The 25,575-nt window shown below is 68.9% G+C and carries 23 protein-coding genes and 1 riboswitch; of the genes, 12 read left to right on the top strand and 11 right to left on the bottom strand.

From position 1 onward, the window contains the following. Nucleotides 1-12: 12 nt before the first annotated feature. Together IHQ52_RS09120 and IHQ52_RS09115 are read right to left on the bottom strand one after the other, a co-directional pair. Nucleotides 13-2,652, bottom strand: a complete 2,640-nt coding sequence (locus tag IHQ52_RS09120; RefSeq protein ID WP_238064200.1) for an outer membrane protein assembly factor BamB family protein — start codon at nt 2,650-2,652, stop codon at nt 13-15. A gap of 61 nt (nt 2,653-2,713) precedes the next feature. After that, nucleotides 2,714-3,295, bottom strand: coding sequence for a phosphatase PAP2 family protein (locus IHQ52_RS09115; RefSeq protein WP_096273349.1), 582 nt, complete (start codon nt 3,293-3,295; stop codon nt 2,714-2,716). Between the two features lie 218 nt (nt 3,296-3,513). Between IHQ52_RS09115 and IHQ52_RS09110 the strand changes: the two genes are divergently transcribed. Beyond that, complete coding sequence (locus tag IHQ52_RS09110) at nt 3,514-4,236, top strand: hemerythrin domain-containing protein (protein ID WP_096274912.1); 723 nt, start codon at nt 3,514-3,516, stop codon at nt 4,234-4,236. Nucleotides 4,237-4,443: 207 nt separating this feature from the next. Here IHQ52_RS09110 and IHQ52_RS09105 read toward each other — a convergent pair whose 3' ends face one another. Next, nucleotides 4,444-5,583 (bottom strand): acyl-CoA dehydrogenase family protein, encoded by a 1,140-nt coding sequence (locus IHQ52_RS09105; protein WP_096274911.1) that lies wholly within the window; start codon nt 5,581-5,583, stop codon nt 4,444-4,446. A 108-nt stretch (nt 5,584-5,691) separates the two neighbouring features. Here IHQ52_RS09105 and IHQ52_RS09100 point away from each other — a divergent pair, with 108 nt between their 5' ends. Continuing rightward, nucleotides 5,692-6,276, top strand: a complete 585-nt coding sequence (locus tag IHQ52_RS09100) for a TetR/AcrR family transcriptional regulator (protein ID WP_096273347.1) — start codon at nt 5,692-5,694, stop codon at nt 6,274-6,276. Between the two features lie 262 nt (nt 6,277-6,538). On the opposite strand, the gene IHQ52_RS09095 is transcribed toward IHQ52_RS09100, so the two are convergent. Beyond that, nucleotides 6,539-9,313 carry a sacsin N-terminal ATP-binding-like domain-containing protein gene (locus IHQ52_RS09095; RefSeq protein ID WP_238064199.1) on the bottom strand — a complete coding sequence of 925 codons (2,775 nt, stop codon included), beginning with the start codon at nt 9,311-9,313 and terminating at the stop codon, nt 6,539-6,541. 17 nt (nt 9,314-9,330) lie between these two features. After that, nucleotides 9,331-10,119, bottom strand: a complete 789-nt coding sequence (locus IHQ52_RS09090) for a DUF3027 domain-containing protein (protein WP_238064198.1) — start codon at nt 10,117-10,119, stop codon at nt 9,331-9,333. A gap of 233 nt (nt 10,120-10,352) precedes the next feature. Between IHQ52_RS09090 and IHQ52_RS09085 the strand changes: the two genes are divergently transcribed. Then, on the top strand, nt 10,353-12,179 hold the full coding sequence (locus IHQ52_RS09085; RefSeq protein ID WP_238064197.1) for an MFS transporter: 1,827 nt from the start codon (nt 10,353-10,355) through the stop codon (nt 12,177-12,179). Continuing rightward, nucleotides 12,176-12,709 carry a DUF2771 family protein gene (locus IHQ52_RS09080; RefSeq protein WP_024499893.1) on the top strand — a complete coding sequence of 178 codons (534 nt, stop codon included), beginning with the start codon at nt 12,176-12,178 and terminating at the stop codon, nt 12,707-12,709. The genes IHQ52_RS09085 and IHQ52_RS09080 overlap by 4 nt, the downstream gene beginning before the upstream one ends. A 21-nt stretch (nt 12,710-12,730) precedes the next feature. Here the strand turns inward: IHQ52_RS09080 and IHQ52_RS09075 are convergent, their stop codons facing one another. Further along, on the bottom strand, nt 12,731-13,144 hold the full coding sequence (locus IHQ52_RS09075) for a cold-shock protein (protein ID WP_006438218.1): 414 nt from the start codon (nt 13,142-13,144) through the stop codon (nt 12,731-12,733). Between the two features lie 236 nt (nt 13,145-13,380). Here IHQ52_RS09075 and IHQ52_RS09070 point away from each other — a divergent pair, with 236 nt between their 5' ends. The 5 genes from IHQ52_RS09070 to IHQ52_RS09050 all read left to right on the top strand — a co-directional run bounded on the left by IHQ52_RS09070 (nt 13,381) and on the right by IHQ52_RS09050 (nt 16,597). Next, nucleotides 13,381-13,590, top strand: a complete 210-nt coding sequence (locus IHQ52_RS09070; protein WP_024499892.1) for a hypothetical protein — start codon at nt 13,381-13,383, stop codon at nt 13,588-13,590. A gap of 5 nt (nt 13,591-13,595) precedes the next feature. After that, nucleotides 13,596-14,141: a flavin reductase family protein gene (locus IHQ52_RS09065; protein WP_006438215.1), complete on the top strand. Its 546-nt coding sequence runs from the start codon at nt 13,596-13,598 to the stop codon at nt 14,139-14,141. 13 nt (nt 14,142-14,154) lie between these two features. Then, complete coding sequence (gene moaA, locus IHQ52_RS09060) at nt 14,155-15,243, top strand: GTP 3',8-cyclase MoaA (RefSeq protein WP_024499891.1); 1,089 nt, start codon at nt 14,155-14,157, stop codon at nt 15,241-15,243. Nucleotides 15,244-15,255: 12 nt separating this feature from the next. Further along, nucleotides 15,256-15,504, top strand: coding sequence for a MoaD/ThiS family protein (locus tag IHQ52_RS09055; protein ID WP_024499890.1), 249 nt, complete (start codon nt 15,256-15,258; stop codon nt 15,502-15,504). Nucleotides 15,505-15,755: 251 nt separating this feature from the next. Then, a riboswitch (cyclic di-AMP (ydaO/yuaA leader) is annotated at nt 15,756-15,956 on the top strand. A 5-nt stretch (nt 15,957-15,961) separates the two neighbouring features. Further along, nucleotides 15,962-16,597, top strand: coding sequence for a transglycosylase family protein (locus tag IHQ52_RS09050; RefSeq protein ID WP_096273339.1), 636 nt, complete (start codon nt 15,962-15,964; stop codon nt 16,595-16,597). A gap of 188 nt (nt 16,598-16,785) precedes the next feature. On the opposite strand, the gene IHQ52_RS09045 is transcribed toward IHQ52_RS09050, so the two are convergent. From IHQ52_RS09045 to IHQ52_RS09030, 4 genes are read right to left on the bottom strand one after another with little or no spacing between them, the layout of a single operon-like run. Then, nucleotides 16,786-17,217: a molybdenum cofactor biosynthesis protein MoaE gene (locus tag IHQ52_RS09045; RefSeq protein ID WP_006438211.1), complete on the bottom strand. Its 432-nt coding sequence runs from the start codon at nt 17,215-17,217 to the stop codon at nt 16,786-16,788. Nucleotides 17,218-17,245: 28 nt separating this feature from the next. Then, on the bottom strand, nt 17,246-17,749 hold the full coding sequence (locus IHQ52_RS09040) for a MogA/MoaB family molybdenum cofactor biosynthesis protein (RefSeq protein WP_024499888.1): 504 nt from the start codon (nt 17,747-17,749) through the stop codon (nt 17,246-17,248). Then, nucleotides 17,742-18,284: a cyclic pyranopterin monophosphate synthase MoaC gene (gene moaC, locus IHQ52_RS09035; protein ID WP_096273337.1), complete on the bottom strand. Its 543-nt coding sequence runs from the start codon at nt 18,282-18,284 to the stop codon at nt 17,742-17,744. The genes IHQ52_RS09040 and moaC overlap by 8 nt, the downstream gene beginning before the upstream one ends. A gap of 5 nt (nt 18,285-18,289) precedes the next feature. Then, nucleotides 18,290-18,520, bottom strand: coding sequence for a hypothetical protein (locus tag IHQ52_RS09030; protein ID WP_006438208.1), 231 nt, complete (start codon nt 18,518-18,520; stop codon nt 18,290-18,292). 88 nt (nt 18,521-18,608) lie between these two features. On the opposite strand from IHQ52_RS09030, the gene IHQ52_RS09025 reads away from it, so the two are divergent. Together IHQ52_RS09025 and IHQ52_RS09020 are read left to right on the top strand one after the other, a co-directional pair. Beyond that, the gene (locus IHQ52_RS09025; RefSeq protein WP_006438207.1) at nt 18,609-20,852 is read left to right on the top strand and encodes an RCC1 domain-containing protein; all 2,244 of its coding nucleotides are present in this window, start codon (nt 18,609-18,611) and stop codon (nt 20,850-20,852) included. A gap of 122 nt (nt 20,853-20,974) precedes the next feature. Beyond that, on the top strand, nt 20,975-23,371 hold the full coding sequence (locus IHQ52_RS09020) for a protein kinase domain-containing protein (RefSeq protein ID WP_238064196.1): 2,397 nt from the start codon (nt 20,975-20,977) through the stop codon (nt 23,369-23,371). Between the two features lie 15 nt (nt 23,372-23,386). On the opposite strand, the gene IHQ52_RS09015 is transcribed toward IHQ52_RS09020, so the two are convergent. Further along, on the bottom strand, nt 23,387-24,148 hold the full coding sequence (locus tag IHQ52_RS09015; protein WP_006438205.1) for an IclR family transcriptional regulator: 762 nt from the start codon (nt 24,146-24,148) through the stop codon (nt 23,387-23,389). A 149-nt stretch (nt 24,149-24,297) separates the two neighbouring features. On the opposite strand from IHQ52_RS09015, the gene IHQ52_RS09010 reads away from it, so the two are divergent. Next, nucleotides 24,298-25,572, top strand: coding sequence for a DUF6986 family protein (locus IHQ52_RS09010; RefSeq protein ID WP_006438204.1), 1,275 nt, complete (start codon nt 24,298-24,300; stop codon nt 25,570-25,572). Nucleotides 25,573-25,575: the final 3 nt, after the last annotated feature.

Raw genomic sequence — 25,575 nt, 5'->3', positions numbered from 1 at the left:
CCTTCCCGGTGGCTACTTCCAGTACAGCGTCGAGCCGTCCGGTCCGGCCGTGGTGCTCACGAGTTTGGCGAAGCAGTGGTCGGGGTCGAAGCCCTGGGTTCGGCACCAGTTGTTCGCCTCCACCGGGCCGGGGAACGTCGCCGCCGCGACCGTCACCCACCAGCCCTGGTACGAGAACACCGGCCACTCATCACTCCACAGCAACCGAACATCGTTGAACCGCAGGCGAAGTGCGAGGAACTCGTCGAGGATGGCCTGATCGTCCCAGGTACGACCGTCGGCCACGAGACCCGGACGTTTCGAGCTGAGCTGGGCGACCCAGCGGTTGTTCAGGTTGGCGAGGATGAACGCACGGTCGGCGTCGGCTTGCAGGCGAAGGGCGTCGACGCTGGTCGCGGTCACATCCGTGCCGGCCGGGAACGCGGCGTCCGTGGCGACCGACGACGCCGCCGGCATACCCGAGTCCGGCGTGGTCACCGAAGGTGGCGGCCCCGGCGTCGGGCCCTTGTCACAGTCGACGAGATACTGTCCCCCAGCCGAACCCGAGCCGGAGCCACCGGCAGAACCCGAACTCGGTCCGCTCCCGTTCAGAGTGTCGGGCAACCGGAAGAAACTGCCCGGCGGGTAGGTCAGCTCGAGATCGAGGGCGCCTCCACCATCGGGCGCCGGGACGGCGACCGGGGATCGCTGGAAGTCGAAGATGCCCGACGCGACCAGACCTCCGGCGTCGGAGATGGTGATCCGAGTCTGCGGACCGAACAGGACGTCCCCACCGGGACACTCCGCGGTGACCCTCATCGTGATGACGAGGCCACCGGTTGCGGTGCGGAACGACTGCGGTGTGAAGACCGGCGGCGACCCGCACGGTGTCACGTACTCCGTTCCCCCACCGTCGGAGCCGCTGTCGCTCGCCCGGGTGGTGCCCGGGACGATCGCGCGCGGACCCGTCGGGGCGAAGCCGGTGATCGTGGTCGAGGTCAGCGTGACCAGACGGTCGCCGATGGCGAAGGTGCGTGCGGGCCCGGGCGCCCCACCATTCGTTCCGGTGTTGCCGACCGACGCTGCCGGCAACGACCACTGCGAAGAACCGTCGGCCAGGTCGATCGCGACCACGCCATCATCAGCCGACGGGAAGATCAGGCGTTCGCCGTCGGTGACTCCGTAGCCCGTGCGCCCGGCGTACCCGGCTGCCTCGGCGGTCCACCGCTGTTCCCCGGTGGCGACGTCCGCTGCCACCACACCCCCACTCCGCACGTAGACGAACTCGCGGTCATCCGCGACGAGTGCGGCGACCGCAAGGTTTCCCGTACCCGGCACCGACCACAGTGACCGCCCATCACCGAGGTCGACGTAGGTGCCGCCGATCATCGTCCGGTCGCGCTGATCGGGCGTCGCCACCACGGGGACCTGGACGTCGACACCCGCGTACCGGGCGGTGGTGCCGTCAGCGCGCAGGTGCACGACGGGCCCGTCCTGCGGCTGCTCGTCGTTCATGCTGCCGCTCAACAACATCAGCGAGCCGTCCGCGAGGCGTCCGATGCCGGTCCGGCCGGGGCTCGTATAGACCACACGTCCGTCGTCGGCGGACACCACCCCGATGACGCCGTCAGCGCTTGCGACGAACTTGTCCGTCGCCGTGAACTGCGACGAGTCCCCGCTCGGTAATGCCTCGGGAAGGGTCACCGTCTTCTGCCACTCGGTGCCCCGTGGCGTCAGCTTGATCAGCGTCATCTGGCCTTGCCCGCCACCGAACTGCCGCACGAATGCCGCGCTGCCGTTGAACGCGATGCCGAAGGCCGACCCCGGGACCGGCACACTGCCGGCCGAGCGTCCGGTTCGCGTGTCGATGAAGTGAGCGCTCCCGTTGCCGAGACAGGCAATGGTGTGATCGACGATCGCGTCGGAACATGACGACACCGGCTCGTCGAACATCCACCGGTTTCCCGATGCGACATCGATCCCCAGCACACGGTGTCCGGAGGACGAGCTCCCACGGTCCGCTCGGAGCAGGGTCACGAGTGTCTGGTCGTCGTGTACCGCGCCCAGGGTCTCGTATGACGATTCCATCGTCAGCGGTGACACATACGAATCCGCCCCGAACGATCCCGACTCGACGGTCCACGCCGCACTCGGCGCCGTGGGATACGACCCCGTCAACTGTCCGGCGAGCAGGTCGGGCTCCTCCGCGGACTGCGTCGTCTTCCACCACACGACGCCACCCACGACGAGGGCGAGCACGCATGCCAATGCGATCCCGGTGATGACATACGCCTTGGTGTTCGACCGGCGCGGAGGCGGCGGCTGCCAACCGGGCGGTGGATATCCGGGAGGTGGATACCCCGGCGGCTGCCAGCCGGGTGGTGGGTATCCCGGCGGTTGGTAGCCGGGCGGTGGATACCCGGGCGGTCCCATCGGGGGCGCGATGCCGGTGGGCGGATGGGGACTCTGGCCGAACTGCGTCGACGCGTACGGGTCGGGTTGCGCCGGCCCGGCGCCGGAGGGCGTCGTCGCGTGCGGGTCCGGGCGACTGTCCTTGTTCAGCGAGACCCCGGGTCCCACCGTGGGACGCGCAGGTTGGATGGACGTCGGCGACTCATCGGATGGCCGGGGCGCGTCGGCATCCCCATCGGACGGCGGACCCGGATGCGACATCTTCACAGTCAATCCCAATCGCACGCGTCCGAACTATCCCCTGCCCGGACGATTTCCCGGGTCAGCTCGCGCCGGCGGTGGGAACGTCTGCACGCCTCCGCGTTTCGTACCGTGCGAGCACCCAGGTGCACAGCGCGACCCACAGCACCCCGAAGATCCAGCCGGACACCACATCTGTCGTCCAGTGCACGCCGAGCTCAATTCGGGTGAGCCCCACGAGAATCGACAGCAGCGGTGCGAGCAGAAGAATCCACCGATGCCCGCGCACCCACGCGAAGCAGCGGTACGCCACCACCGCGCACAGACCGAACACGATCATCGTCATCATCGCGTGGCCCGACGGATAGGAGAACGAGTCGATGTTCAGCAACCGGTCCTCGATCGGCGGCCGGTTGCGCGCGAACCCGAATTTGAGTCCCTGCATCAGTGCGTAACCGAGGAGGGTTCCGACGCCGAGGTACACGGCGTCGACGCGCCGACCGGCGGCCGCCAGGCCGATCACCGCCAGGACGGTGAGTGTGGTCAGGATCAGGGTGTTGCCGAGAAGCGTGACGAACTCGGCGATCGTGTTCCACGGCTCGGCGCGATTCCGCACGACCCAGTCCCACACGTTCTCGTCGATCGTCGTCGGCGACAGGAACATCGGTCCGACCTTCCTCTCCTCCGGCGTGCCGGTAGCGCGACCGACTCTGACTGCACCGACCCTAACCCGACGCCGCGATCGTTCGACCGACCGACGCCGCGCACGTCGTGACCTGCCGAAACCCGACGCTCAAGCCGTCTTCAAGTGCGCCACAAGAGGCGAGACCGACAGTGGTCACCGTCAGCCCGAACCCCACACACCAGATGAGGACCCACCCGATGACGACCCACCCCGCCGCCACCACGTTCCCGATCCAGCTCCGCCTCCCCGGTCAGGCCGCCGCGCCCGACGGGCCGATCGACCCGTTCATGATGTACGTCCTCCACCACGCGTTCCGACGCGACCTCGCCGACTTCGCCGCGACCGTGCCCCGCACCAAGCTCGACGACGCCGGCACCTGGCGCGCTCTCGCCGACCGTTGGACGATGTTCGCCACGGCACTTCATCACCATCACAACGGCGAGGACGTCGAGCTGTGGCCGCTGCTCGAGGAGCGCTGCGACGACGCCGAGAAGCGCGTCCTCGAGGCGATGGATGCCGAACACGACCAGATCGACCCGATCCTCGAGGAATGCCACGCCGGGTTCACGACGATGGCCGCCCACGCGAACGAGCAGACCCGTTCCGAGTTGGTCGACGCACTCGTCCGCGCCCAGCCGATCCTCGGCGATCACCTCACCCACGAGGAGACCGACGCGATCGCCATCGTGCAGCGTCGGATGACGATGCACGACTGGGAGGAGTTCGAGGCCAAGATGGGCAAGCAGTCGGGCCTGGGCGAGATGCTGAGGATGAGCCCGATGATGGTCAAGGGCCTGTCCGACGCCGACCGCCAGGCGGTGTTCGCCCGCATCCCCGGCATCCTCAAGCTGCTCATCAAGCTCGGTGGACCGCGTTTCCGTCGGCTCGACGGCCGCGCCTTCTACTACCTCGACCGATGAGCAGGCGCCCAGGCGGCCCCGGCCGCTCGCATGATCACGAGCCCGACCCAGAAGCGCTGATCGGCCGTGACGCACGCCCATCTGCTGGTTGTGTCCGGTTTCGACACGACGCCTCGCTTCGGTCGGTGTCGGCTCAACCGGCGTGGGGTGGGTCGGTGCGCGGCGGGAGGTCGCGATCCTGCAGCGGGTCCGGGGTTCGCCGGGACGTCACTTCGCGAGCGCACGCCCGATCACGAGACGCTGGATCTGGTTGGTGCCCTCGAAGATCTGCGTGATCTTCGCCTCGCGCATGTAGCGCTCGACCGGGAAGTCGCGGGTGTAGCCGTAGCCGCCGAAGACCTGGACCGCATCGGTGGTGACCTTCATTGCGGCGTCGGTCGCGACGAGCTTCGCGGTGGCCGCCGCCCGCGAGTACTCCATTCCCGCATCACGACGACGCGCCGCGTCGAGGTAGGTGGCACGCGCCGAGTCGACGGCGGCGGCCATGTCGGCCAGCACGAACGACAAACCCTGATGGTCGATGATCTTGCGGCCGAACGCGGCTCGCTCCTGCGCGTAATCCACCGCCGCATCGAGAGCCGCCTGCGCCAGCCCGGTCGCCACGGCCGCGATGCCGAGCCGCCCGGAGTCCAACGCGGAGAACGCGATCTGCAGGCCCTGTCCCTCGGCACCGAGACGACGATCCTCGTCGATGAACGCGTTGTCGTACGACGCCCCGGTGGTCGGGACCGCGTGCAGACCCATCTTGTCCTCGGGCTTGCCGAAGGTCAGACCCTCGGTGTCGCGGGCGACGAAGAGGCAGGAGATGCCCTTCGATCCTTCGCCGGTCCGCGCGAAGACGTTGTAGACGTCGGCGATACCGCCGTGGGTGATCCATGCCTTGGAGCCGGTCACGGTGTAACCACCCTCGGTGGGGGTGGCGCGGCACGCGAGCGCCGCGGCGTCGGACCCGGCCTGCGGCTCACTCAGGCTGTAGGCGCCGATCAGCTTGCCGTTCAACAGATCCGGGAGCCAGCGCTGCTTCTGCTCCTCGGTACCGAAGTTGAACAGCGGATGGCACGCGAGGCCGTGGACGCTGACGGCCACCGCGACCGACGCCCAGCGCGCGCCGAGTTCTTCGAGCACCTGCAGGTAGACCTCGTACGGCTGACCGCCGCCGTCCCACTCGGTCGGGTACGGCAGGCCGAGGAGGCCGGCCTCACCCAGTTCGGCGAACAGCCCCTCCGGGTACTGCCGATCCTTCTCGTGCTGGTCGACGATCGGCTTCATCCGCTTGTCGGCGATGTCGCGGACCAGCGCGATCAGGTCGCGAGCCTCGTCATTGGGGAGCAGACGGTCGACCGGCATCGGTACCTCCATGTCAGGGAGCTCAGGTAATCAAACTAGTACTCAAGTCCTCTGCACAGTACTATTCCGGGAGCGGCAGGTACAGCCGACGCAGTCGGGAGGAGTCGTATGCCACGCGAGGGGTTCGCGACGCGGCGTCGTGCCGCCCTGTTCGACGCCCTGCTCGAGCTGATCCTGCGCGACGGTTTCGCCCACCTCTCGATCGCCGACATCGCCGCCGAGCTCAGGTGCTCCAAGTCGACGCTCTACACCCTCGCGGCGAGCAAGGAACAGCTGGTCACGGCCACCGTCACCCACTTCTTCCGCACCGCGACCGAGCAGGTCGAAGCGCGGGTCGCGGCGTCGAACAGCCCACGCGAGCGGGTCATCGCATACCTGGTCGCCGTCGGTGAGGCGCTGTCACCGGCGTCGGAGGCGTTCATGCGAGACCTCGACGCCTTCACCCCGACCCGCTCGCTCTACGAACTCAACACCGCCGCGGCCGCGACCCGGGTACAGAAGCTGATCGCCGACGGTGTCGCCGCGGGCGACTTCCGCAACATCGACGCCGCCTTCGCCGCCGACCTCGCCGCCTCGATGATGAGTCGCATCCAGCGCCGCGAGGTCTGGGCCGCCACCGGCCTCGACGACGCCGCCGCATACCGCCAGCTCGCGAGCATCCTCACCGCGGGGATCGACGCGGGCCGGCAATAGGTTTCGCTGACCGAAACCTACTGCTGGCTGCCAGATCCGAACGCGCGCTTACCCCATCGCTGCCTGAGGTGTGAGGAGCGTAAGCGACGAGCCTCGAAGGCCTGGTGAGTGGTTGTCGAAAACTCTGATGTCGCAATAGGTATCGCTGATCGATACGAATGGCTACATCTGGTGCGTTGGTGAGTCGCCAGCCCTTCGAGGCTCGTCGCTATCGCTCCTCGCACCTCAGGGAGCAGGAGTTGCGTGCGACATCGGTCCGGCTTCAGGATGTGGAGCTGGCGCGGCGTTCTAGATGCGTGACCCCGTCCTCAACCCACCAGCGCACGCGGATGTCTCGCTGGGAATCCGCAGAGCGCAACGAGATCCACAACTCGTCATGCAACCGCACCTGGCCACGCGGCACCTCGACCCCGCGTTCGGCACCGAAACGCACCGCCTCGGGGTGGGCCCAGGTCGCGGTGTCGCCGGGGTCGCGGACGGTCGCGGTGTACTCCTCGGAACCGAGCGGCAGGTCGAGCAGCGTCGCCAGGACCTCGGCGTCGGCGGGAGTGATCGTCGGTCCGGCGAGAACCGCCTCCAGGTCCGGCACGGCCTGCAGGAACCACGGCTGGTCGACGACGACCGCGCGTTCGGTGACGATGCCGGCGATCGTCCGAACCCGTTCGGGCACCTCGACATCCGCGGGATCGATGACGCCGCGACGGCACGCCGCGACCACGGCGGCGTGCACCATCACCGCGGCACCGGCGGAGATGTCCCGCTCCGGATCGCCGAGGCGGGTCAGCAGGAGGTCGGCATCGACGGCGGTGTCGGGTTCCAGGCGTGCGAGCGCACCGACCAGCGCGTCGGCGTGCGGATGGTCGAGGGGGTCGATGATCCCGGCGAGGATCTCGTCCGACGGTGCGCGGTACTCCCCCAGCAGCAACCCGTCGACCTCGGCGTGCCGACGCAACCACCAGGAGGTGTACCCGTCCCGGTCGGCGAGCAGCGGCGCGATGTCCTCGTCGGTCGCCATCATGGTCAGCGCCTCGGACCAGGACCGGTCGTCGATCAGGTCGAGATCGCGTACCGCGGCGAGCCTTTCGGGCGCGTCGGGCAGCGTGTCCCACCAGTCCTCCTCGTCGGGGAGGTCGTGGTCAGGAGCGACCGGCAGCTCGTCGTCGACCGTGAGGAAACCCCAGCCGACGCCCAGGCGTCGCAGTTCGCCTGCGCCACACTCGGAGACGACCTCGTCGTCGACGACGCCGAACGGATGATCGTCGACGAGGACCGAGAGGAGCGGACTGTCGGGAAGCAGGAGTTCATCGGCGGGACGGAGTTCGCCGTCCGTGTCGAGCAGCGGCAGCGTGGCCAGCCACGTCGGTACCGCCGCGTCCGGGTCGGCGCGCAGTACCGCACAGATCTCGGCGGCCAACCCGTCGTCACCGGCACTCTCGGGGTCGAAGTCCTCGATCAGCACCCGCAGTGCCGGGTCGGCCAGCGCATCGGTGACGGAAAGTTCCTGCACGCCCAGACGTTCCAGCAGCGAGTGGCGGGCGTCGGGGTGGACGGTGGGAATCCACCGCATCGGGGTCGCGATGCGATCGCTGACGAACAGGCCGCGAACCCCGACCGACATCCGGCCGTCCGACCGCGGAATCGGCAGCGCGCCCAGTTCCTCGACCTCGCGTCCCGTGGACACGAGCGGCGCGAGCGCCTCGTACAGGTCGTGCCACCAGGACGGTTCATGCTGCAGTCCGCCAAGTCGCTCGGCCAGCGCCGCCAGCCCCAACTCCTCGACCCCCAGCCGACCCATCGTCGGAAGGTGTTGCGCGAGAGAGATGTCGGGATGCACGAGGTCGGTGAAGTGTTCGGCGAGGATCTCGGCCAGGCGATCGGTGAGCCCGATGAGGACGACGGACCGCGACGGCAACAACGCCTCGCCGCCGGCACCCGGCAACCACGCCGTGTCGCGGAGCTGCTCACGCACCGCCTCGATCAGCCTGACGTCGTCGCGATTCCGCGCGAGGTGCAGTTCCGGGACGAGTTGTAGTCGACGCACCGGGTCGAGGAGTAGCAGCAGGTCGACGTAACCGGCTGCGGCGTCACGGATCTCGGCCCGGGGGTGCAGGTGCCGACGGTCCGGGGTGAGCGCGAGGTCGGTGATACACCGGCACGGCAGGCTCAGTTCGATGTCGGTGGGCGTGGGTGCGCGCAGGACATCGTGATCGGGTGTGCGACCACCGTCGGCATCGACGAGCCAGCGTGTACCGCCACGCGTGACCTCCAGCCAGCGCTGCGTCGACGACGACCCGGCGCCGCTCACGGACACCGTGACGATCGCCGACGAGGCCTCGTCGTCGTCGACCTCTGGCCCGGCGGACCGCTCGGCCTCGATCTCCACACCGCCGACGGTGATCCGTTGCAGTGCAGCAAGTTCGACCACGAGATCGGGGGCCTGGGCCAGCATCGCCTCGATCAGCGGACCGGAGGGCTCACGCAGGCTCAGGACCACCTCGGTGTCGAAACCCTCGGTGTTTGAACCCGCCCCCGCCCCCGGCCTGACCTCCGACGGCCACACGAGCCGCAGGACCGGAACGGTGTCACCCGAAAGCCCGGCTTCCCGAACGGCTTCCACGGTCTGGGCACGGTCGAAGACGATCGATCCGGTGCGCGAACGGACCTCCACACGGTCCGCGACCGTTGCGGTGGCGGTGAATCCGACGCCGAACCGTCCGATCTGACCGCCGGTGGGTGTCTTCGCCGACACCCGCAGCGCGGCGAGCGACCGGACGCCCTCGACAGTCAGTGGCTCACCGGTGTTCGCGACATGCAGCTCGTCACCATCCACCCAGATCGAGAGCTCGCCGGCAATCCCCGCCGCAGCCGCGGCGTCGGCGGCGTTGGCCGCCAGTTCGGTGAGCAGACGGTCGCGGTATCCGACCGTCACCAGATCAGCTTCGGCGGCGGCATCCTCGGCGAGGCGTGTCGGCGAGGCCACCCACCCGTCGAGCGTCGACGACCGCAGCGCGGCGGTGCCGAACGGATCGGCGCTCATGGGTGAGGGCGTGTCGCTCAGGAGTTCGCCGGTTCGGCGTCCCGGGTGATCGAGATGATCTCGAGGGCACCGTCGTCGTAGGCGTCGTACGCGGGTGAACCGTCACCCTTCGGGGCCTGGACGTCGGAGTGTGCGCCGCAGCCGTACTCGGCGGAGACCACCCGACCATCGGCCGCGTACTCGTTGGTGCAGGCACCGAACCCGGCGCGCAACGCGCCCGCGAGCGGCACGTAGAAACCACAGGTGCAGCACGAGAACGGGGCCGCCTGCGCCATCTCCGACGACGGACCGAAGTCGCCGTCGTACCAGCGCTGCGCGGCGTCGGCGCGGCCGTCGTAGCTCAGCAGCCGGCGGCGGCCGAGGCCGATCTCGCCGGCCACCTGGCCGATGTCGTCAGGGTCCTCGGATTCGGAGTCGAAGCGGAACTCGTCGCCGGTGTCGATCTGATTGGGCACCAGACGCGGGTCGTCGGGCTCGGCGGCCAGCAGATCGCCGGGCGCGAGATCGCCGGAGGCGACGCGCTCGGCCCACGGCACCCACGGAGGCGCAAGGAGCGAACCGTCGCCCGGCAGCAGCACGACCTCACTGAGGGTGATCTCGTCGCTGCCCGGCGAGCCGGCCAGCACGACACACCACTGCCAGCCGCGGTAGCCTGCGAGCTCGGCGTCGAAATAGTGTGCGGCAGCCCACTCTCCCTCGGCCACGCTGCGCCGATGTGCCCCGGGCTGCTGTCCGTCGTCGACCAGCGCGGCTCGTGCGATGTCGACGGCAGCCAGCAGTCGTCCGCCCTCACGTACGTCAGTCACGGTTCCAGTGTGCAATATCGCCGACGTGTGCCACACAACGACCCGCTTCAAGCGGCACCGGCACGATATGAGGAACAATCGTGTTCGTGATCCCACGGAGTTCCCGACACGACGATGGGCGCGGGGCCCCCAGGGGTCCGGCGAGCCAGCCTCAACCGCCGACCGATGATCGCGGCCGACGTGCCGCGCAGCACCCCGGGTCGGCGAACTACCCGGCCGACGAGACCCGCCAGATGAGGGCACGCCGGCCGGCACCCGGCTGGGGACCGCCGCCCGGCCCGGGCCCCGGGCGCAACGCCTACCTGCCCCCGCCCACACACAATCCGCATCTACCGCCGCTCGACGATCGAGGTCAGCCGTTCCACGACGAGTCGGCGACCCGCGCGATGCCCACCGAGCACGGGCCCCGAACGCCCGAGAAGCTCACCGTGATGCGCGTCGCCGCAATGCGCAGCCGCGAGCTGACGAGCAAGGGCATCGGCAAGATCCATCGGGCCGCGACCGCCGACGGAGCCGACCAGTCCGGCCTCACCGCGCTCACCCTCCCGGTGATCGCGAACTTCGCCGCCGACGCCGCGATGGCCGTCGCGCTGGCCAACACCCTGTTCTTCGCCGCCGCATCGGGTGAATCCAAGACCAACGTCGCGCTGTATCTGGCGCTGACGATCGCCCCGTTCGCGCTCATCGCCCCCCTGATCGGTCCGCTGCTCGACCGGCTCCAGCGCGGACGTCGCATCGCGATGGCCACGACCTTCGGCCTGCGCGTCGTGCTGGCCCTGCTGATCATGACCAACGTCCAGTGGAACGACGTCACCCAGCAACTCGAATACGACCCGTGGGTGCTCTATCCCTGCGCTCTGGGGTTGCTGGTCCTGTCGAAGTCCTTCGGCGTGCTCAAATCGGCGGTCACCCCGCGCGTGGTGCCGCCGACCATCGACCTGCCGCGCGTCAACTCCCGCCTGACCACGTTCGGACTGATCGGCGGCACGATCGTCGGCGGTGCGTTCGCCGCGCTCGTCGAGATGCTGCTCGGCAAACTGCTGCCGCTGCATCTGCCGGGAGCCATGGTGTGGCTGGCGATCGTCGCCGCGGCCGGGGCGTACCTGTGCATGCGCATCCCGTCGTGGGTCGAGTCGACCGAGGGCGAGATCCCCACGACCCTGACCTACCACGGTGAACCGGCCCGTTCGAGCACCCCCGAACACGAGCCGACCAGCGCTCGCGAGGGTGCGAAGATGCTGGCCGCCAAGATGCGTCAGCCGCTGGGCCGCACCGTCGTGGCCGGCCTCTGGGGCAACGGCACCATCCGGATCCTCACCGGCTTCCTGACGCTGTTCGTGGCGTTCTACGCCAAGTCCCAGCAGGGCGATGCGTCGGACTGGACGCAGTTGCTGCTGCTCGGCGCGGTCGGTGCCGCGGCGGGCGTGGGCAACATGATCGGCAACGGCGTCGGCACCAGGCTGGAACTGAAGAATCCGCCGAACATCATCGTGTGGTCGACCGCCGCCTGCTTCGTCGTCGCGGTCCTCGCGGCCGTCTTCGGCAACATCGCCGCGGCCGCTGTCGCCGCGCTCGTCGCCTCGGGCACCAGTGCAATCGGCAAGGTGTGCCTCGACTCATCGATCCAGGACGACCTGCCCGACGAGTCGCGCGCATCGGCGTTCGGCCGCTCGGAGACGGTTCTGCAGCTGTCGTGGGTGTTCGGCGCGTCGCTGGGTGTGCTGCTGCCCCCGACCCTGTGGATCGGGTTCACCGTCGTCTCGGTGCTACTGGGCCTCGGGCTGCTCCAGACGGTGCTGACGACCCGCGGTTCGTCGCTGGTGCCCGGTCTGGGTGGTCGACGCCCCGACCATGCCGCACCGACCGTCGCGTTCCGGGCGGCCGGCGCGGACGACGCCGCGCAGTCCCGCCGGACCAGCCCGGGATCGGCGCCGACCCGGCCGCACACCCAGCGGCCGTCCACCACGCGGATGCCGTCGACGGCACCCTTCCCGAACTCCGGTGACCGGCCCCACGGTGACCGCCAGGCCCCCGACCAGACAGGACATCGCAGACAGTGATCAGCAGTGGAGAGAAGAAGGCACTCGCGATCATCGCGATCGTGGTGGTCGCGTTCGTCGCGGTGGTCGGCACCTCGGTGTTCCTGTTGACTCGCAACTCCACGCACGACGACAAGCCCTACCTGCACATCGCCGTCGGGAAGAACCTCTACACCGTCGAACCGGTGCGCTGGTGCGACCTGATGCTCGACGAATGCGACCCGCCGCTCGGCACGTCGCAGCGCGAGGCGCCCCGGGTTCCGGTGGCGGTCGGCGACACGGTGATGCTGTCGGTCTCCGGTGACATCTCGCAGGGTCCGTGGAACCTGGCCGCCGTCTACTGGACGCCGAGGGGACTCGTCGAGGACGAGCAACCCCAGGCGTCGGGCGAGACCTACACGGTCACGTTGAAGACAGCACCGGAATACGTCCTGCTGGGGATCACCGTCTACCCGGCGTCGGCCAGGCTGACGCGGAACGACGAGATCATCCCGCGCGGCGTGCTGGCAGCAGAGACCGCACCGCAGGAGTTCCAGAAGTACCTCGGCTGAGGAACGGGCGGCTCGTCGAACTCAGTGCTCGAGTTCGCGGGCCACCGCGCGCACGACCTCGGAGATCCGCTGCGCGGTCTTGCGATCGGGGTAGCGCCCCTTGCGCAGGTCCGGCTGCACCTTGCCCTCGAGCAGGGTGATCAGATCTGCGACCATGCCGTGAAGTTCGTCGGGGGTGTGCCGCTTGACGTCCTTACGAGCGGCCTCGCGCACGTTCTTGGACACGCTCGGCGCGGGTTCGAGGACCTTGACGCTCAGCGCCTGCGGCCCGCGGCGACCGGCGGCCATGCCGAACTCCACGCGCTGCCCGGGTTTGAGGGCCTCCACCCCGTCGGGCAGGGCAGACGCACGGACATAGACGTCCTCGCCGTCCTCCTGCGCGAGGAAGCCGAAGCCCTTGTCCGCGTCGTACCACTTCACCTTGCCGGTCGGCACTGTGCTCACCCTCATCTGTACGTCGTGATCTCGTCAAAGATCTGCCTGTCACAACAAAAGACGCCGTGACCCATCTCTACAGCCCCCGGGAAGTCCGTAAGGGCCCAGACGGATGCAAGGCGCCTGCTGCCCCATGGTAGCCAACACCCCACCGCCGGTCACACCATTACCTCCGCGCACCCCGTTCCACCCATCACTCGGCGTCGTCTGCCGACGAGTGCACTACCGTGGATGGCATGCAGAAGACGACGTCCCCACGGTTGCTGCAGGTGGCCATGGTGATCTTCGCGATCGGACTCATCGCTCTCGTGGCGCTGTTCGTGACCCCGCTCCTCACCGACGGCGACACCGCCCCGACCTTCGTCTACCTGCTGACCATGTGCGCACCTCTGGGTTTTCTCCTCGGCCTGGTGTACGCACTCCGTGCCGGACGCCGAGCCAGGTGAGGACCGTGACAGCGACCATCGACACCACTCCAGACCTTGCCCCCGTCTCCGACGCCAAGGCCCTCCGGGAGGCGTTCAGCTGCTTCCCGAGCGGCGTCGTGGCGGTGTGTTGCCTACGGGGTGAGGGAGATTCGACCACGCTGATCGGAATGGCGGCGAGTTCCTTCACGACCGTCTCCCTCGACCCGCCGCTGGTGTCGGTGTGCGTCCAGAACACGTCGACGACGTGGCCGCAGATCCGTACCGCGCCGGCCATCGGGGTCAGTGTCTTCGCCGGCGACCAGACCGACGTCTGCAAGCAGCTCGCCGGTCCGGCGGAGCGCCGGTTCGACGGCATCACGCCGCTGAGCACCGACGCCGGGGCGGTGTTCGTCCCCGATGCGGCCGCCCACCTGTCGTGCAGCATCCACAACGAGATCCAGGCGGGCGACCACACCGTGGTGCTGCTGGAGATCAACACCCTGCGTGCCGATCCCGGTGTCGAGCCACTCGTGTTCCACGCCAGCACCTTCCGCGCTCTCGAAGCCCGCAAGGGTCCGAACGCCACGTGATCCGCAGGTCAGCATGAGCACGGTCGGCCTCGGGATTCCGATGCCACGGCCGCACTCGGCCGGGGCATCCGCCGACGCTCCCACGCAGGGCCCCCTGCGTGACACGTTCGGGCGGGTGGCGAAGGACCTTCGCGTCTCGGTGACCGACCGGTGCAACCTGCGCTGTACCTATTGCATGCCCGCCGAGGGCCTCGACTGGATGCCGACCGAGGCGGTGCTGAGCGCTGACGAGCTGATCCGGGTGCTGACCGTCGCGGTCCGCGACCTGGGGATCGAACGCATCCGGTTCACCGGCGGCGAGCCGCTGCTGCGGGGCGACCTCGAGCAGATCATCGGTGCCGTCTCCGCACTGCCGCAACGCCCGGAGATCGCGATGACCACCAACGGTCTCGGACTCTCCCGGCGGATCGACGGGCTCGTGGCGGCCGGCCTCAACCGCATCAACATCTCCCTCGACACCGTCGACCGGGAACGATTCGCCGAGATCACCCGACGCGACCGGCTCGACGACGTGCTGACGGGTCTGGCGGCCGCCAGACGCGCGGGACTCGACCCCGTCAAGGTCAACGCCGTGATCCCCGACCGCGCCGACCTCGACGCCGTACCGGATCTCCTCGCCTACTGCCTGGAGCACGGCTACGAGCTGCGCATCATCGAACAGATGCCACTCGACGCCGATCACGCCTGGCAGCGATCCCGGATGGTGACCGCCGACGAGATCCTGGCGACCCTGCGCACACGGTTCACCCTGCTGCCCGATCCGGCACCGCGCGGCAGCGCGCCGGCGGCCACGTGGCTCGTCGACGGCCATCGGACGTCCCGGGGCCCGGCAAAGGTCGGGGTGATCGCGTCGGTCACCCGCCCGTTCTGCGGCGACTGCGACCGCACCCGGCTGACCGCCGACGGCTCGCTGCGCAACTGCCTGTTCGCGTCCTCGGAAACAGATCTGCGCACCACCCTGCGAACCCTGCCCGACGACGAGGTCGACGCGGCCGTGGCGGCGCTGTGGCGCACCGACATGTGGCAGAAGGCGCCCGGGCACGAGGTGAACGCCGCCGGCTTCCAGCAGCCGTCGCGGCCCATGTCCGCCATCGGTGGATAGGCTCGGGTTCCGATGAACCTCACCGTCCGCTTCTTCGCCGCCGCGCGCGCCGCCGCCGGCACCGAGTCGCGGGTCGTCGACATCGACCCGGCGACCACCCTCGGAGACCTCGAGTCGACACTGTCCGCCGGCAACCCCGGATTGGCGACGGTTCTCGAGCGTTGCTCCTACCTCCGCGACGAGATCGCGCTCACTGACCGTTCACAGCCGCTCGGCATCTGCTCGACACTGGACGTCCTCCCGCCGTTTGCCGGTGGTTGATACCACTTCGGGCATGTGACCTTTGTCACATAACGGAGTGGTAACGAGCAGGCCACGGGAGCGCATCCGGCCCGATGAACTGGGATGACGCCGAAAGTGGGTCGGGAGACCAGGATCTGGCGCGAAAATCAGTTGCGAACTAGCAGGTGAATCACTCCATCGAACGACGTACTGTACGAAGCGACCTTCTCGAAGGTCACGGTAAGGAAACAGAACATACGTCCTGCCGGCCGCGCCGAGCCTCGCTCCGCCGGTGGGAACGACCGAACGAATCTAGGAGCGAGGACGGGGGACCCAACCTCATCCCCTGAGACCGGGCACCACACCAGGTGTCCTCGGGGTTAAGTCCCAGGCGCAGAACCGTGATTAACATTCACGGGGACGCACTGGGGCCGAGCAACCTCTCGCTCGAACCCGACAGCTGACTTCGTAGGCGCGTGGAGAGAGGAATCGATCTATGACCGGACGTCACCGCAAGCAGACGACCAGCTCGACCACCAAGACCATCACCAAGGTCGCCCTCACCGGCGCCGTCCTCGGTGGCGGAGCCGCCCTCATGGGCACCGGTACCGCGAACGCCGCGACCGACGCCGAATGGAACAAGGTCGCCCAGTGTGAGTCCGGCGGTAACTGGGCCATCAACACCGGCAACGGCTACCACGGCGGCCTGCAGTTCTCGCCGAGCACCTGGAGCGGCCACGGCGGCGGCGAGTTCGCCCCGACCGCCGAGCAGGCCACCCGCGAGGAGCAGATCGTCGTCGCCGAGCGCGTGCTCGCTTCGCAGGGCAAGGGCGCATGGCCCACCTGCGGCGTCGGCCTCTCGGGTCACACCCCGCGCACCGCGCCGAGCGATGTCCCGGCCCCGATCGTCAAGCAGCTCCAGGACGGCAACGGCAGCTTCAGCCTCGTCAAGGCCCCTGAGGCCAAGACCACCGACGACGTCGCCAACCAGGTCACCTCGGTCCTCACCGACTCCGGTGTGAGCCCCGAGGTCAAGAACCTCTGGAACGCCGCCAAGAGCAGCGGTGTCTCGCTGAGTCCCGAACAGATCAAGCTCTTCAACGACAACAAGCACCTGCTGCCCAACCCCTGATCTGCAGGTAGCCCGGACACCGATTCGGAGCAACGCAGAGGGCCACAGACAAAGGGCCCCGCACGATGAGCGATCCGTGCGGGGCCCTTTTCCAATTCTTCACGCTCCCTGAGGTGCGAAGAGCGATAGCGACGAGCCATCTCCTGCTCCCTGAGGTGCGAGGAGCGATAGCGACGAGCCTCGAAGGGCTAGGCCGAGTTGATCCACTCCTCGGTGCCGTCGTCGTAGTACTGGTGCTTCCAGACCGGCAGACGCGCCTTCACCTCGTCGACGAGCCGCGCGCACGTCTCGAATGCGGCGCGGCGATGGTCGGCGGCCACGGTCACCACGAAGGCGACATCCCCGATCTCGAGTTCTCCGACGCGGTGCGAGACCGCGACCGCGCGCACACCGTCGACCGACGAGACCTCCTCGACGACCTCGGTCAGCACCCTGGACGCCGTCGGATGGGCGGAATAGTCGAGAGCGGCGACGTTCCGGCCGCCGTCGTGGTCGCGGACCGCGCCCACGAAGCCGACGATCGCGCCGGCCTTCCCGTCGGCGGCGTCGGCGACCATCGCCTCGTGGTCGGCGAGCCCGATCGGCTCCTCCGACACCGCGGTGTGTACGACTACGGTCATTCGCGAATCCTGTCCTGTCGCGGGACGATCAGTGATCCCCGCCGCGGATCTGATCGAGTGCGTGGTGCACGACGTCCGTGAGGACGGTCAGGCCGTCCCGTACGCCCCCGGTCGAGCCGGGCAGGTTCACCACCAGTGTCGTCCCGGCGACGCCGGCGAGGCCGCGTGAGAGCACGGCGGTCGGGACCGTGGGCAGTCCGGCCGCACGGATGGCGTCGGCCAGGCCGGGGATCTCGACGTCGAGCAGCGGTCGCGTCTCCTCGGGGGTGCGGTCGGTGGGTGAGAGACCTGTTCCGCCGGTGGTGATCACGAGGTCGACGCCGGCGTACACGGCGGCACGGATCGCGGCGCCCACGGGCGGCCCGTCGGCCACCACATCGCGTTCGGCGACGCGGAAACCCTGCTCGACGAGCCAGCCCTCGATGATCGGACCGGTGCGGTCCGGGTAGATCCCGGTACTCGCGCGCGTCGACGCGACGACGATCTGCGCGACGCGTCGTCGTGCGGGGTCGGGCGGCGTGTTCTCAGCCATCGGCCGGGTCGTCCCGGTACCAGTCGCCGGATTTGCCGCCGGTCTTCTCGAGCAGGCGGATCCCGTCCATGCGCGCCCGCTTGTCCACGGCCTTGACCATGTCGTGCAGCGTCAACCCGGTGACGGCCACCGCGGTCAGTGCCTCCATCTCGACGCCCGTCTGGCCGGACGTGGCGACGGTCGCGGTCACGTCGATGGAGTCGGTGCCGATGGTGAAGTCGACCTCCACCGACGACAACGCCAGCTGATGGCAGAGCGGGATCAGCTCGTCGGTGCGTTTGGCCGCCATGATCCCGGCGATGCGCGCGGTCGCGAGAACATCGCCCTTGGGCAGCTTCGACTCACTGAGCAGACCGATCACCTCGGCCGTGGTGTGAAAGGTGCCGCTGGCGATCGCACGACGCTTCGTCGGGGCCTTGTGTCCCACGTCGACCATGCGCGCCGTCCCGGCGTCGTCGATGTGCGTCAGGCGACCGGCGTCGGCACCCTCACCCGAAAAGACCGACCCGCCGCCGTCATCTCCGGTGGTCGGCATCGGTATCAGCGGTTGACGACCGTCTTCGACTGCACGAAGGGCAGATCGTCGACCGGGAGCGGGAACTCGACTTCACCGAACGGGGACAGTGCACCCGAGATGTGCGTCGCGAGTTCGGAGACCGCATGGTCGGCGGCGTCACCGTTGTCATCCTGGGGCCAGCCGTTGTCGACGTAGCGCTTCTTGCCGGCCTTCTCACCACTGTTGTTTGCCACGGGAGCATTGTGCCACGCCATTCGAATGAAGAAGTGCCGTGTCCGGGGCATGGCGGCCGGAGCGGGGCTATCGTCGTCGCATCACCGGTCACGCCACCAGGAGGCGCTGATGGCCCACCACCCTGAACAGGTCGCCGGCTACCGGGTGATCAGCCGCCTGGGCACGGGCGGCATGGGGACCGTCTACCTGGTGGAGAACCCCCAACTGCGGCGGCGTGAGGCGCTCAAGGTCATCTCGATCGCCGAGACCGTCGACGAGGAGTTCGTCCGTCGGTTCAGCCGGGAGGCCCAGACCGCTGCTGCCCTCGACCACCCCAACATCGTCACCATCTATCACTACGGCGTCACCGACGACGACCCGTGGTTCACGATGACCTACCTCGACGGACAGGACCTGCGTCGTAGTTCGTTCCGGCCCGACGAGATCCTCACGGTCGTCGACCGCGTCGCCGACGCCCTCGATTACGCCCACGCGCACGGTGTCGTGCACCGCGACATCAAGCCGGGCAACATCCTCGTCACCAGGCGGGCGATGGACGGCGCCCTCGACCGGGTAGTCGTCCTCGACTTCGGGATCGCGAAACTCGCCACCGCCACCACGCTGACCGCACCGTCGTCGTTCGTCGGCACGCTGGTCTATGCGGCCCCGGAGATCCTCGACGGCAAGCCCGCGGGCCCGGCGTCGGATCAGTACGCGCTCGCCTGCACCGCCTACGAGCTGCTCTCCGGAACCACCCCGTTCGACGCCGACACCCAGACCCGGCACATCGTCGCGAAGCTGACGTCGCCGCCGGAACGGATCAGCCGGTATCGCCCCGACCTCGCCGCGCTCGACCCGGTCTTCGACCGTGCCCTGGCCCGCGGCCCGCTGGACCGCTACCCCACGTGCCGCGATTTCGCCGCGGACCTGCGTGCGGCGCTCGGCCGGTCGGGACCCGACGCCCGATCCGGCACCTCGGCGACTCACTTCGTCCCGCCACTGGCACCGGAGACCTTGCCGCCGCCCGCCCAGCAGCCGCGGTATCCGGGTCCGTCCCAGCAGAGTCCGCCCCAACAGAGTCCCCCGCTGTACGCGCAGAGCCCGTCCGGGCGGCAGCCTCCTTCCGAGACACAGCACCGGTCGTCGCCCGGCTTCACTCCCCCGCTCCCCGCGCACTCGGCCCCCACGCAGGCCGCGCCGCCGGGTCGTCGACGCCGATGGCCGTGGATCGCCGGTGCGGCTGCGATCGTCGCGGTGCTGGCGGCGGTCGCGGCCGTCGCACTGGTCACCCAAGGTGGTGATGACGACGGCGGCGCTGCGTCGGGCCCGCAGGCCGCCGAGGCGTCCGAGGTCCCGCTCAGCGCGGGCCTGGGCACCACCTGTTCGATCCGCGACGGCACCGCCTACTGCTGGGGCGACAACCAGGCCGGGCAGCTCGGCGACGGCACCACGACCAACCGCTGGAAACCCACGCGCGTCGCCGACCTGTCCGGCGTCACCTCCATCACCACCGGCGGTCCCGACAGCTGCGCGATCGCCGCCGGCGTCGCCTACTGCTGGGGCAACAACGACTACGGGCAGATCGGTGACGGCACCACGACCAGTCGGTGGAAGCCCACGCGGGTGGCCGATCTCACCGACGTCACCGCGATCTCGACCGCCAACTGGGCGACCTGCGCGATCTCCGCGGGACTCGCCTACTGTTGGGGCACCAACGATTTCGACCAATTGGGTGACGGTTCGACGGCCAACCAGTACCGCCCGGTGCGCGTCGCCGGACTCGAGGACGTGACCTCGATCAGTGTCGGCGTCAACTTCACGTGCGCGGTCGCGGGCGGCGACGCCTACTGCTGGGGCCTCAACGACAACGGTCAGGTCGGCGACGGCACCACCTACAACCAGTCGAAGCCCACCCGGGTGGCCGACCTCGACGCCGCGACGTCGGTGTCGGCCGGCGCCCAGGCCGCCTGCGCCATCGCCGGCGGCAGCGCATATTGCTGGGGCAACAACGCTTTCGGGCAGCTGGGCGACGGCACGAAGGAGTCGCGCACCACCGCGACGCAGGTGTCCGGCGTCGACGGCGTGACCGGCATCAGCACCGGAACGGGGCACACGACCTGTGCGATCGCCGGCGCCGCCGGCTACTGCTGGGGCGCCAACGCCTGGGGATCGGTCGGCTACGGCACCCTCACCGACCGTCCGAATCCCACCCGGCTCAACGGATTGTCCGATGTCACCGCGATCTCGGCGGGCGAACGAACGACGTGCGCCCTCGCGTCGTCGTATGTCTATTGCTGGGGTTTCAACGCGACCGGTCAGCTCGGCGTCGGCAACACCGACGACCGCCTGACACCCACTCAGGTCGCGTACTAGGCACGGTCGCGTACAGCCGGGGGTCATCCGGTTGAAGGGTGCCCCAGACGGAGGTGCCTTCGGTATCGTCCCAGCGTACGTCCGCCAGGAGTCCGAGTTCATCGTCAGAAAGAGGTGTCGCCGTGCCGTTGAGTCCGGGCACCCACATCGCCGGCTACCGCGTGATCTCCCAGCTCGGTGCCGGTGGCATGGGCGAGGTGTATCTCGTCGAGAACCTGCAACTCGAGCGGCGGGAGGCGTTGAAGGTCATCTCGACGGCGGTCAGTGCGCAGCCCGGGTTCAACCAGCGCTTCACCAACGAGGCACGTACCACCGCGAAGCTCGACCACCGCAGCATCATCACGATCCACCAGTACGGCATCGAGGACGGTTCGCCGTGGTTCTCGATGAGCTACGTGGAGGGGAAGGACCTCACCGAGGAGCGGTTGAAGCCGGCCGAGGTCTCGACGGTCGTCACCCAGGTCGCCGACGCCCTCGACTACGCCCACCGGCACCAGGTGGTGCACCGGGACATCAAGCCCGCCAACATCCTCGTGACCCGCGACCCCGCGACCGGCCAGATCGATCGTGCACTCGTGCTCGACTTCGGTATCGCCAAGCTCGCCGGCTCGGCCAACCTCACCGGCACCCACTCGTTCATCGGGACCGTCGCGTTCTCGGCACCGGAAACCCTCGAAGGTGCCGACGCCACAGCACGTTCCGACCAGTACTCGCTGGCCTGCACCGCCTACGCCCTCCTCGCCGGGCAGCCGCCGTTCGTCGGCCAGTCCTCGCCGTCGGTGATGCTCGGCCACATCCAGCGCCCGGTCCCCCACATCGGCCAGCTACGCGGCGACCTCGCACAGCTCGACCCGGTCTTCCAGCGTGCACTCGCCAAGGACCCGGCGGCCCGGTATCCCGACTGCCGCAGCTTCGCCGCCGCACTGACATCGGCGATCGAAGCACCTGCGGCGCAGGGCAATACGATCGCGGCCGCAGCGGTTCCCCCGCCGACCCTCGTCGGCGGCAGCACCGGCGCACCGTCGGCACCGCAGCAACCGTACGGCCAGACCTACGGCCAGTACACCCCGCCGCCGCAGCCGACGATGACCGGACCGTCGGGTCCACAGCCGTTGATGAACCATCCCTCCGGTCCCGGCATGGCCGGCCCGAACATCTCCGGGCCGAATATGTCTGGGCCGAACATGTCTGGGCCGCAGCCGCTTTACGGCACGCAGCCGCCGGCCGCCGCGCAGGCGGGATACCCGGGCGCACCAGCCACCCCGCCGAAGAAGAAGCGCACCGGCTTGATCATCGCCGGCGTCCTCGGCGCCGTGCTGGTGGTTGTCATCGGTGCGATCGCCGGCCTGGTCCTCCTCGGCAGCACCGTCGACGACCCGGAGAAGGCCACCGTGGCACAACCGTTGGTGAGCACCAACTTCGGCACCAGCTGCGCGATCGTCAACGGCGCCGTGAACTGCTGGGGCGACAACACCACCGGACAGCTCGGCGACGGGACGACCACTCCGCACAGTCGGCCGGCCACGGTCGGCGGGGTCACCGACGCGACATCGGTCTCCGTCGGCGGCTACCTCACCGGCGACAACAAGTACGTGGGCACGGCCTGTGCGGTCGCCGCCGGCGCGGCGTGGTGCTGGGGCAACAACCACTACGGCGAGGTCGGCAACGACTCCGACGGCAACACGGTCGACGCCGCGACGAAGATCGGCACGATCTCCGACGTCAAGGCGGTCAGCACCGGCTGGGGCACCAGCTGCGCGGTCGCGGGCACCGACGCCTACTGCTGGGGCAACAACGAGTACGGCCAGCTGGGCACCGGCGGCACCGACCCCGTCTCGGTCCCCACCAAGGTCCCCGGCCTCGGCGTCGTCACCGACATCACCACCGCCTACGGCACCACCTGTGCCGTGTCCGACGGGTCGGCGTTCTGCTGGGGCAACAACGACAACGGGCAGATCGGCGACGGCAGCACCACCGAGCGGTCGGCGCCGGTGAAGATCGGCGGCCTGAGCGACGTCGCCGACATCACCCTCGGCGGCTACCACGAGTCCGATCCCGACGACGACAACGACCCGAGCACCAACACCAGCACCTACTACCAGACGGCGTGTGCGATCGCCGGCGGCGGAGATGCGTACTGCTGGGGCGCGAACGCCTACGGACAGATCGGCAACGGCACCGCCGAACCGCGGAACACACCGACCAAGGTGAACGGCATCTCCAAGGCGTCGGCCATCTCCACCGACTGGGGAACCACCTGCGCGGTCGCCGACAAGAAGGCGTACTGCTGGGGCGACGACGACCGCAGCCAGCTCGGCTCCGGCGGAGGCTCGGTGAAGATCCCCCGCGAGGTCAGCAGTCTGACGGATGTCACCTCGATCTCGACCGGCAACGGTACGTCGTGCGCGATGGCTTCCGGTTCGGTCTGGTGCTGGGGCTTCAACAACGACGGGCAGATCGGTGACGGCTCGAGCGGCGAATCGGCCAATCGCACGACGCCGACGAAGCTGACGATCTGAGGCGGAGCGCCTGGTCTACGACTCCCGCGCGCCGATGAGCGCCTCGGAGATGATCCCGGCCGCCGCTCGAAGGGCCCCGACCGCGCGGGCGCGCAGGTCCTCGTCGAATCGGGCGACCGGCCCGGAGATGCCGACCGCCATGGGTGTCGGGGCACCGGGCACCGCGACGGCGATGCCGCAGACCCCGACCTCGTACTCCTGTTCGTCGGTGGCGACGCCCTCCGCCCGCACCTGCTCGACAGCGGCGAACACGCCGGACAACGACGTGATGCTCCGCTCGGTGGCGGCGGTGAGACCGGCCTGGGTGACGTGTTTCAGGATTCGTGCGTCGTCGAGTTCGGCGAGGACCGCCTTGCCGACGGCGGTGTTGTGCATCGTCACCCGACGCCCGACCTCGTTGTTGGTGCGCATGCTGTGCGGTGACGGGACCTGGGCGACGTAGATGACCATGTCGCCGTCGAGTACGGCGAGGCTCGCGGTCTCGCTCAGCTCGGCGACCAGGGACGTGAGCACGGGTGCGGCCACTGCCCCGAGCTGGCGGTTGGCCACCTCACCGAGTCGGATGAGCCGGGGACCCAGAGCATACGAGCGATTGGGCAGTTGCCGGACGTATCCGATGCCGACGAGGGTCCGCAGCAGCCGGTGGATGGTCGGCGGCGGCAGCGGCGACTCTGCCGACAGATGGCTCAGGGAACACTCGCCGCCGGCGCGTCCGATGAGTTCGAGCAGCTCGAACGCGCGCTCGACCGACTGGACACCGCCCGAGTTCCCCGCCATCGCCACCTCCGTAGTCCGGCGCAACTTTACGTTCCATCATGTGAAACCACAATCAGAGTCCACGCGAACATGAAGCTGCCGACGTGGAGATATTCAGCTAAACTCCACTCTGCGGAATTACTTTTCCATCGAATCGACGAAGGGTCTTCATGAGCGTGCAGTCCGGTCGCCTCGGTGCGGCCTTTCTCGCCCAGGTCGAGGCAGCCCTCGCCCCCGCGGACGCTCTGCTGTCCGACCGGTATCCGGGCGAGGACGGAAGCCGTCAGCCGGTCCACACGGTTTACGTCCCTGCCGACCGCTTCTCAGCGGACCTCTCGCAGGAGTGGGGACGTGCGGCACTGAACACCGCCGCAGATCACGGCGGACTCGCGGCGATCGCCCGCGCGACCGACGCCGGGACCGACTCGGCCGCAACCGAACTCGCGGACCTCGTGGAGAACAAGCTGCGTACCGAGCCGATCGAGGATCTGCGCATCGACTTCGAGGACGGCTACGGCGTCCGCTCCGATGACGAGGAGGACGAGGCCGTGGCGGCTGCCGTCGCGGCAGTCCGCGACGCCGGCGCCACCTCCCCGCCGTTCATCGGCATCCGTTTCAAGTGCTTCGAGGCCGACGTCCGGGCCCGCGGACTGCGCACCCTCGACCTGTTCGTCTCCGGCTTGGCAGAGACGGGCGACCTACCCGCCGGGTTGACGCTGACCCTGCCGAAAGTCACCTCGGTCGACCAGGTGGCCGCGATGGTGACCGTCGCCCACGAGCTCGAACGGGTCCACGGGCTCCCCCACGGACGCATCGGGTTCGAGATCCAGGTGGAGACCCCGCAGGCGGTCATGGGGGTCGACGGCACGGCCGCCGTCGCCAAGATGATCCACGCCGGCAATGGTCGGGTGACTTCGCTGCACTACGGGACCTACGACTATTCGGCGTCCCTCGGTATCGCCGCCGCCTATCAGTCGATGGAACATCCGGCGGCCGACCACGCGAAGGCCGTCATGCAGCTCGCCGCGGCCGGCACCGGTGTGCGCCTGTCGGACGGATCGACGAACATCCTCCCGGTCGGCGACCGCGAGACCGTCGAGGCCGGCTGGGCGTTGCACTCACGTCTGGTCCGCCGTCACCTCGAGCGCGGTATCTACCAGGGCTGGGATCTCCATCCGGCCCAGCTGGTCACCAGGTTCCTGGCGACGTATGCCTTCTACCGCGACGGATTCGATTCCGCCGCAACGCGGTTACGCAACTACGCGCACCAGATCTCCTCGTCGGTGCTCGACGAACCGGCGACGGCTCGCGCGCTCGCCGGCTTCATCCGGCGCGGCGAGGTGTGCGGTGCGTTGACCGTCGACGAGGTCGAGTCCGCGACCGACCTGCCCATCTCGAAGGTTCGCGACCTCGCCCTGCACCGACCACCGGTCTCGGGTGCCTGAACC

Source organism: Gordonia amicalis (assembly GCF_022059885.1).
Lineage (GTDB): Bacteria > Actinomycetota > Actinomycetes > Mycobacteriales > Mycobacteriaceae > Gordonia > Gordonia amicalis.
The sequence above is the reverse complement of the archived record's forward strand: the minus strand, read 5'-3'. Positions and strand labels throughout refer to the sequence as shown.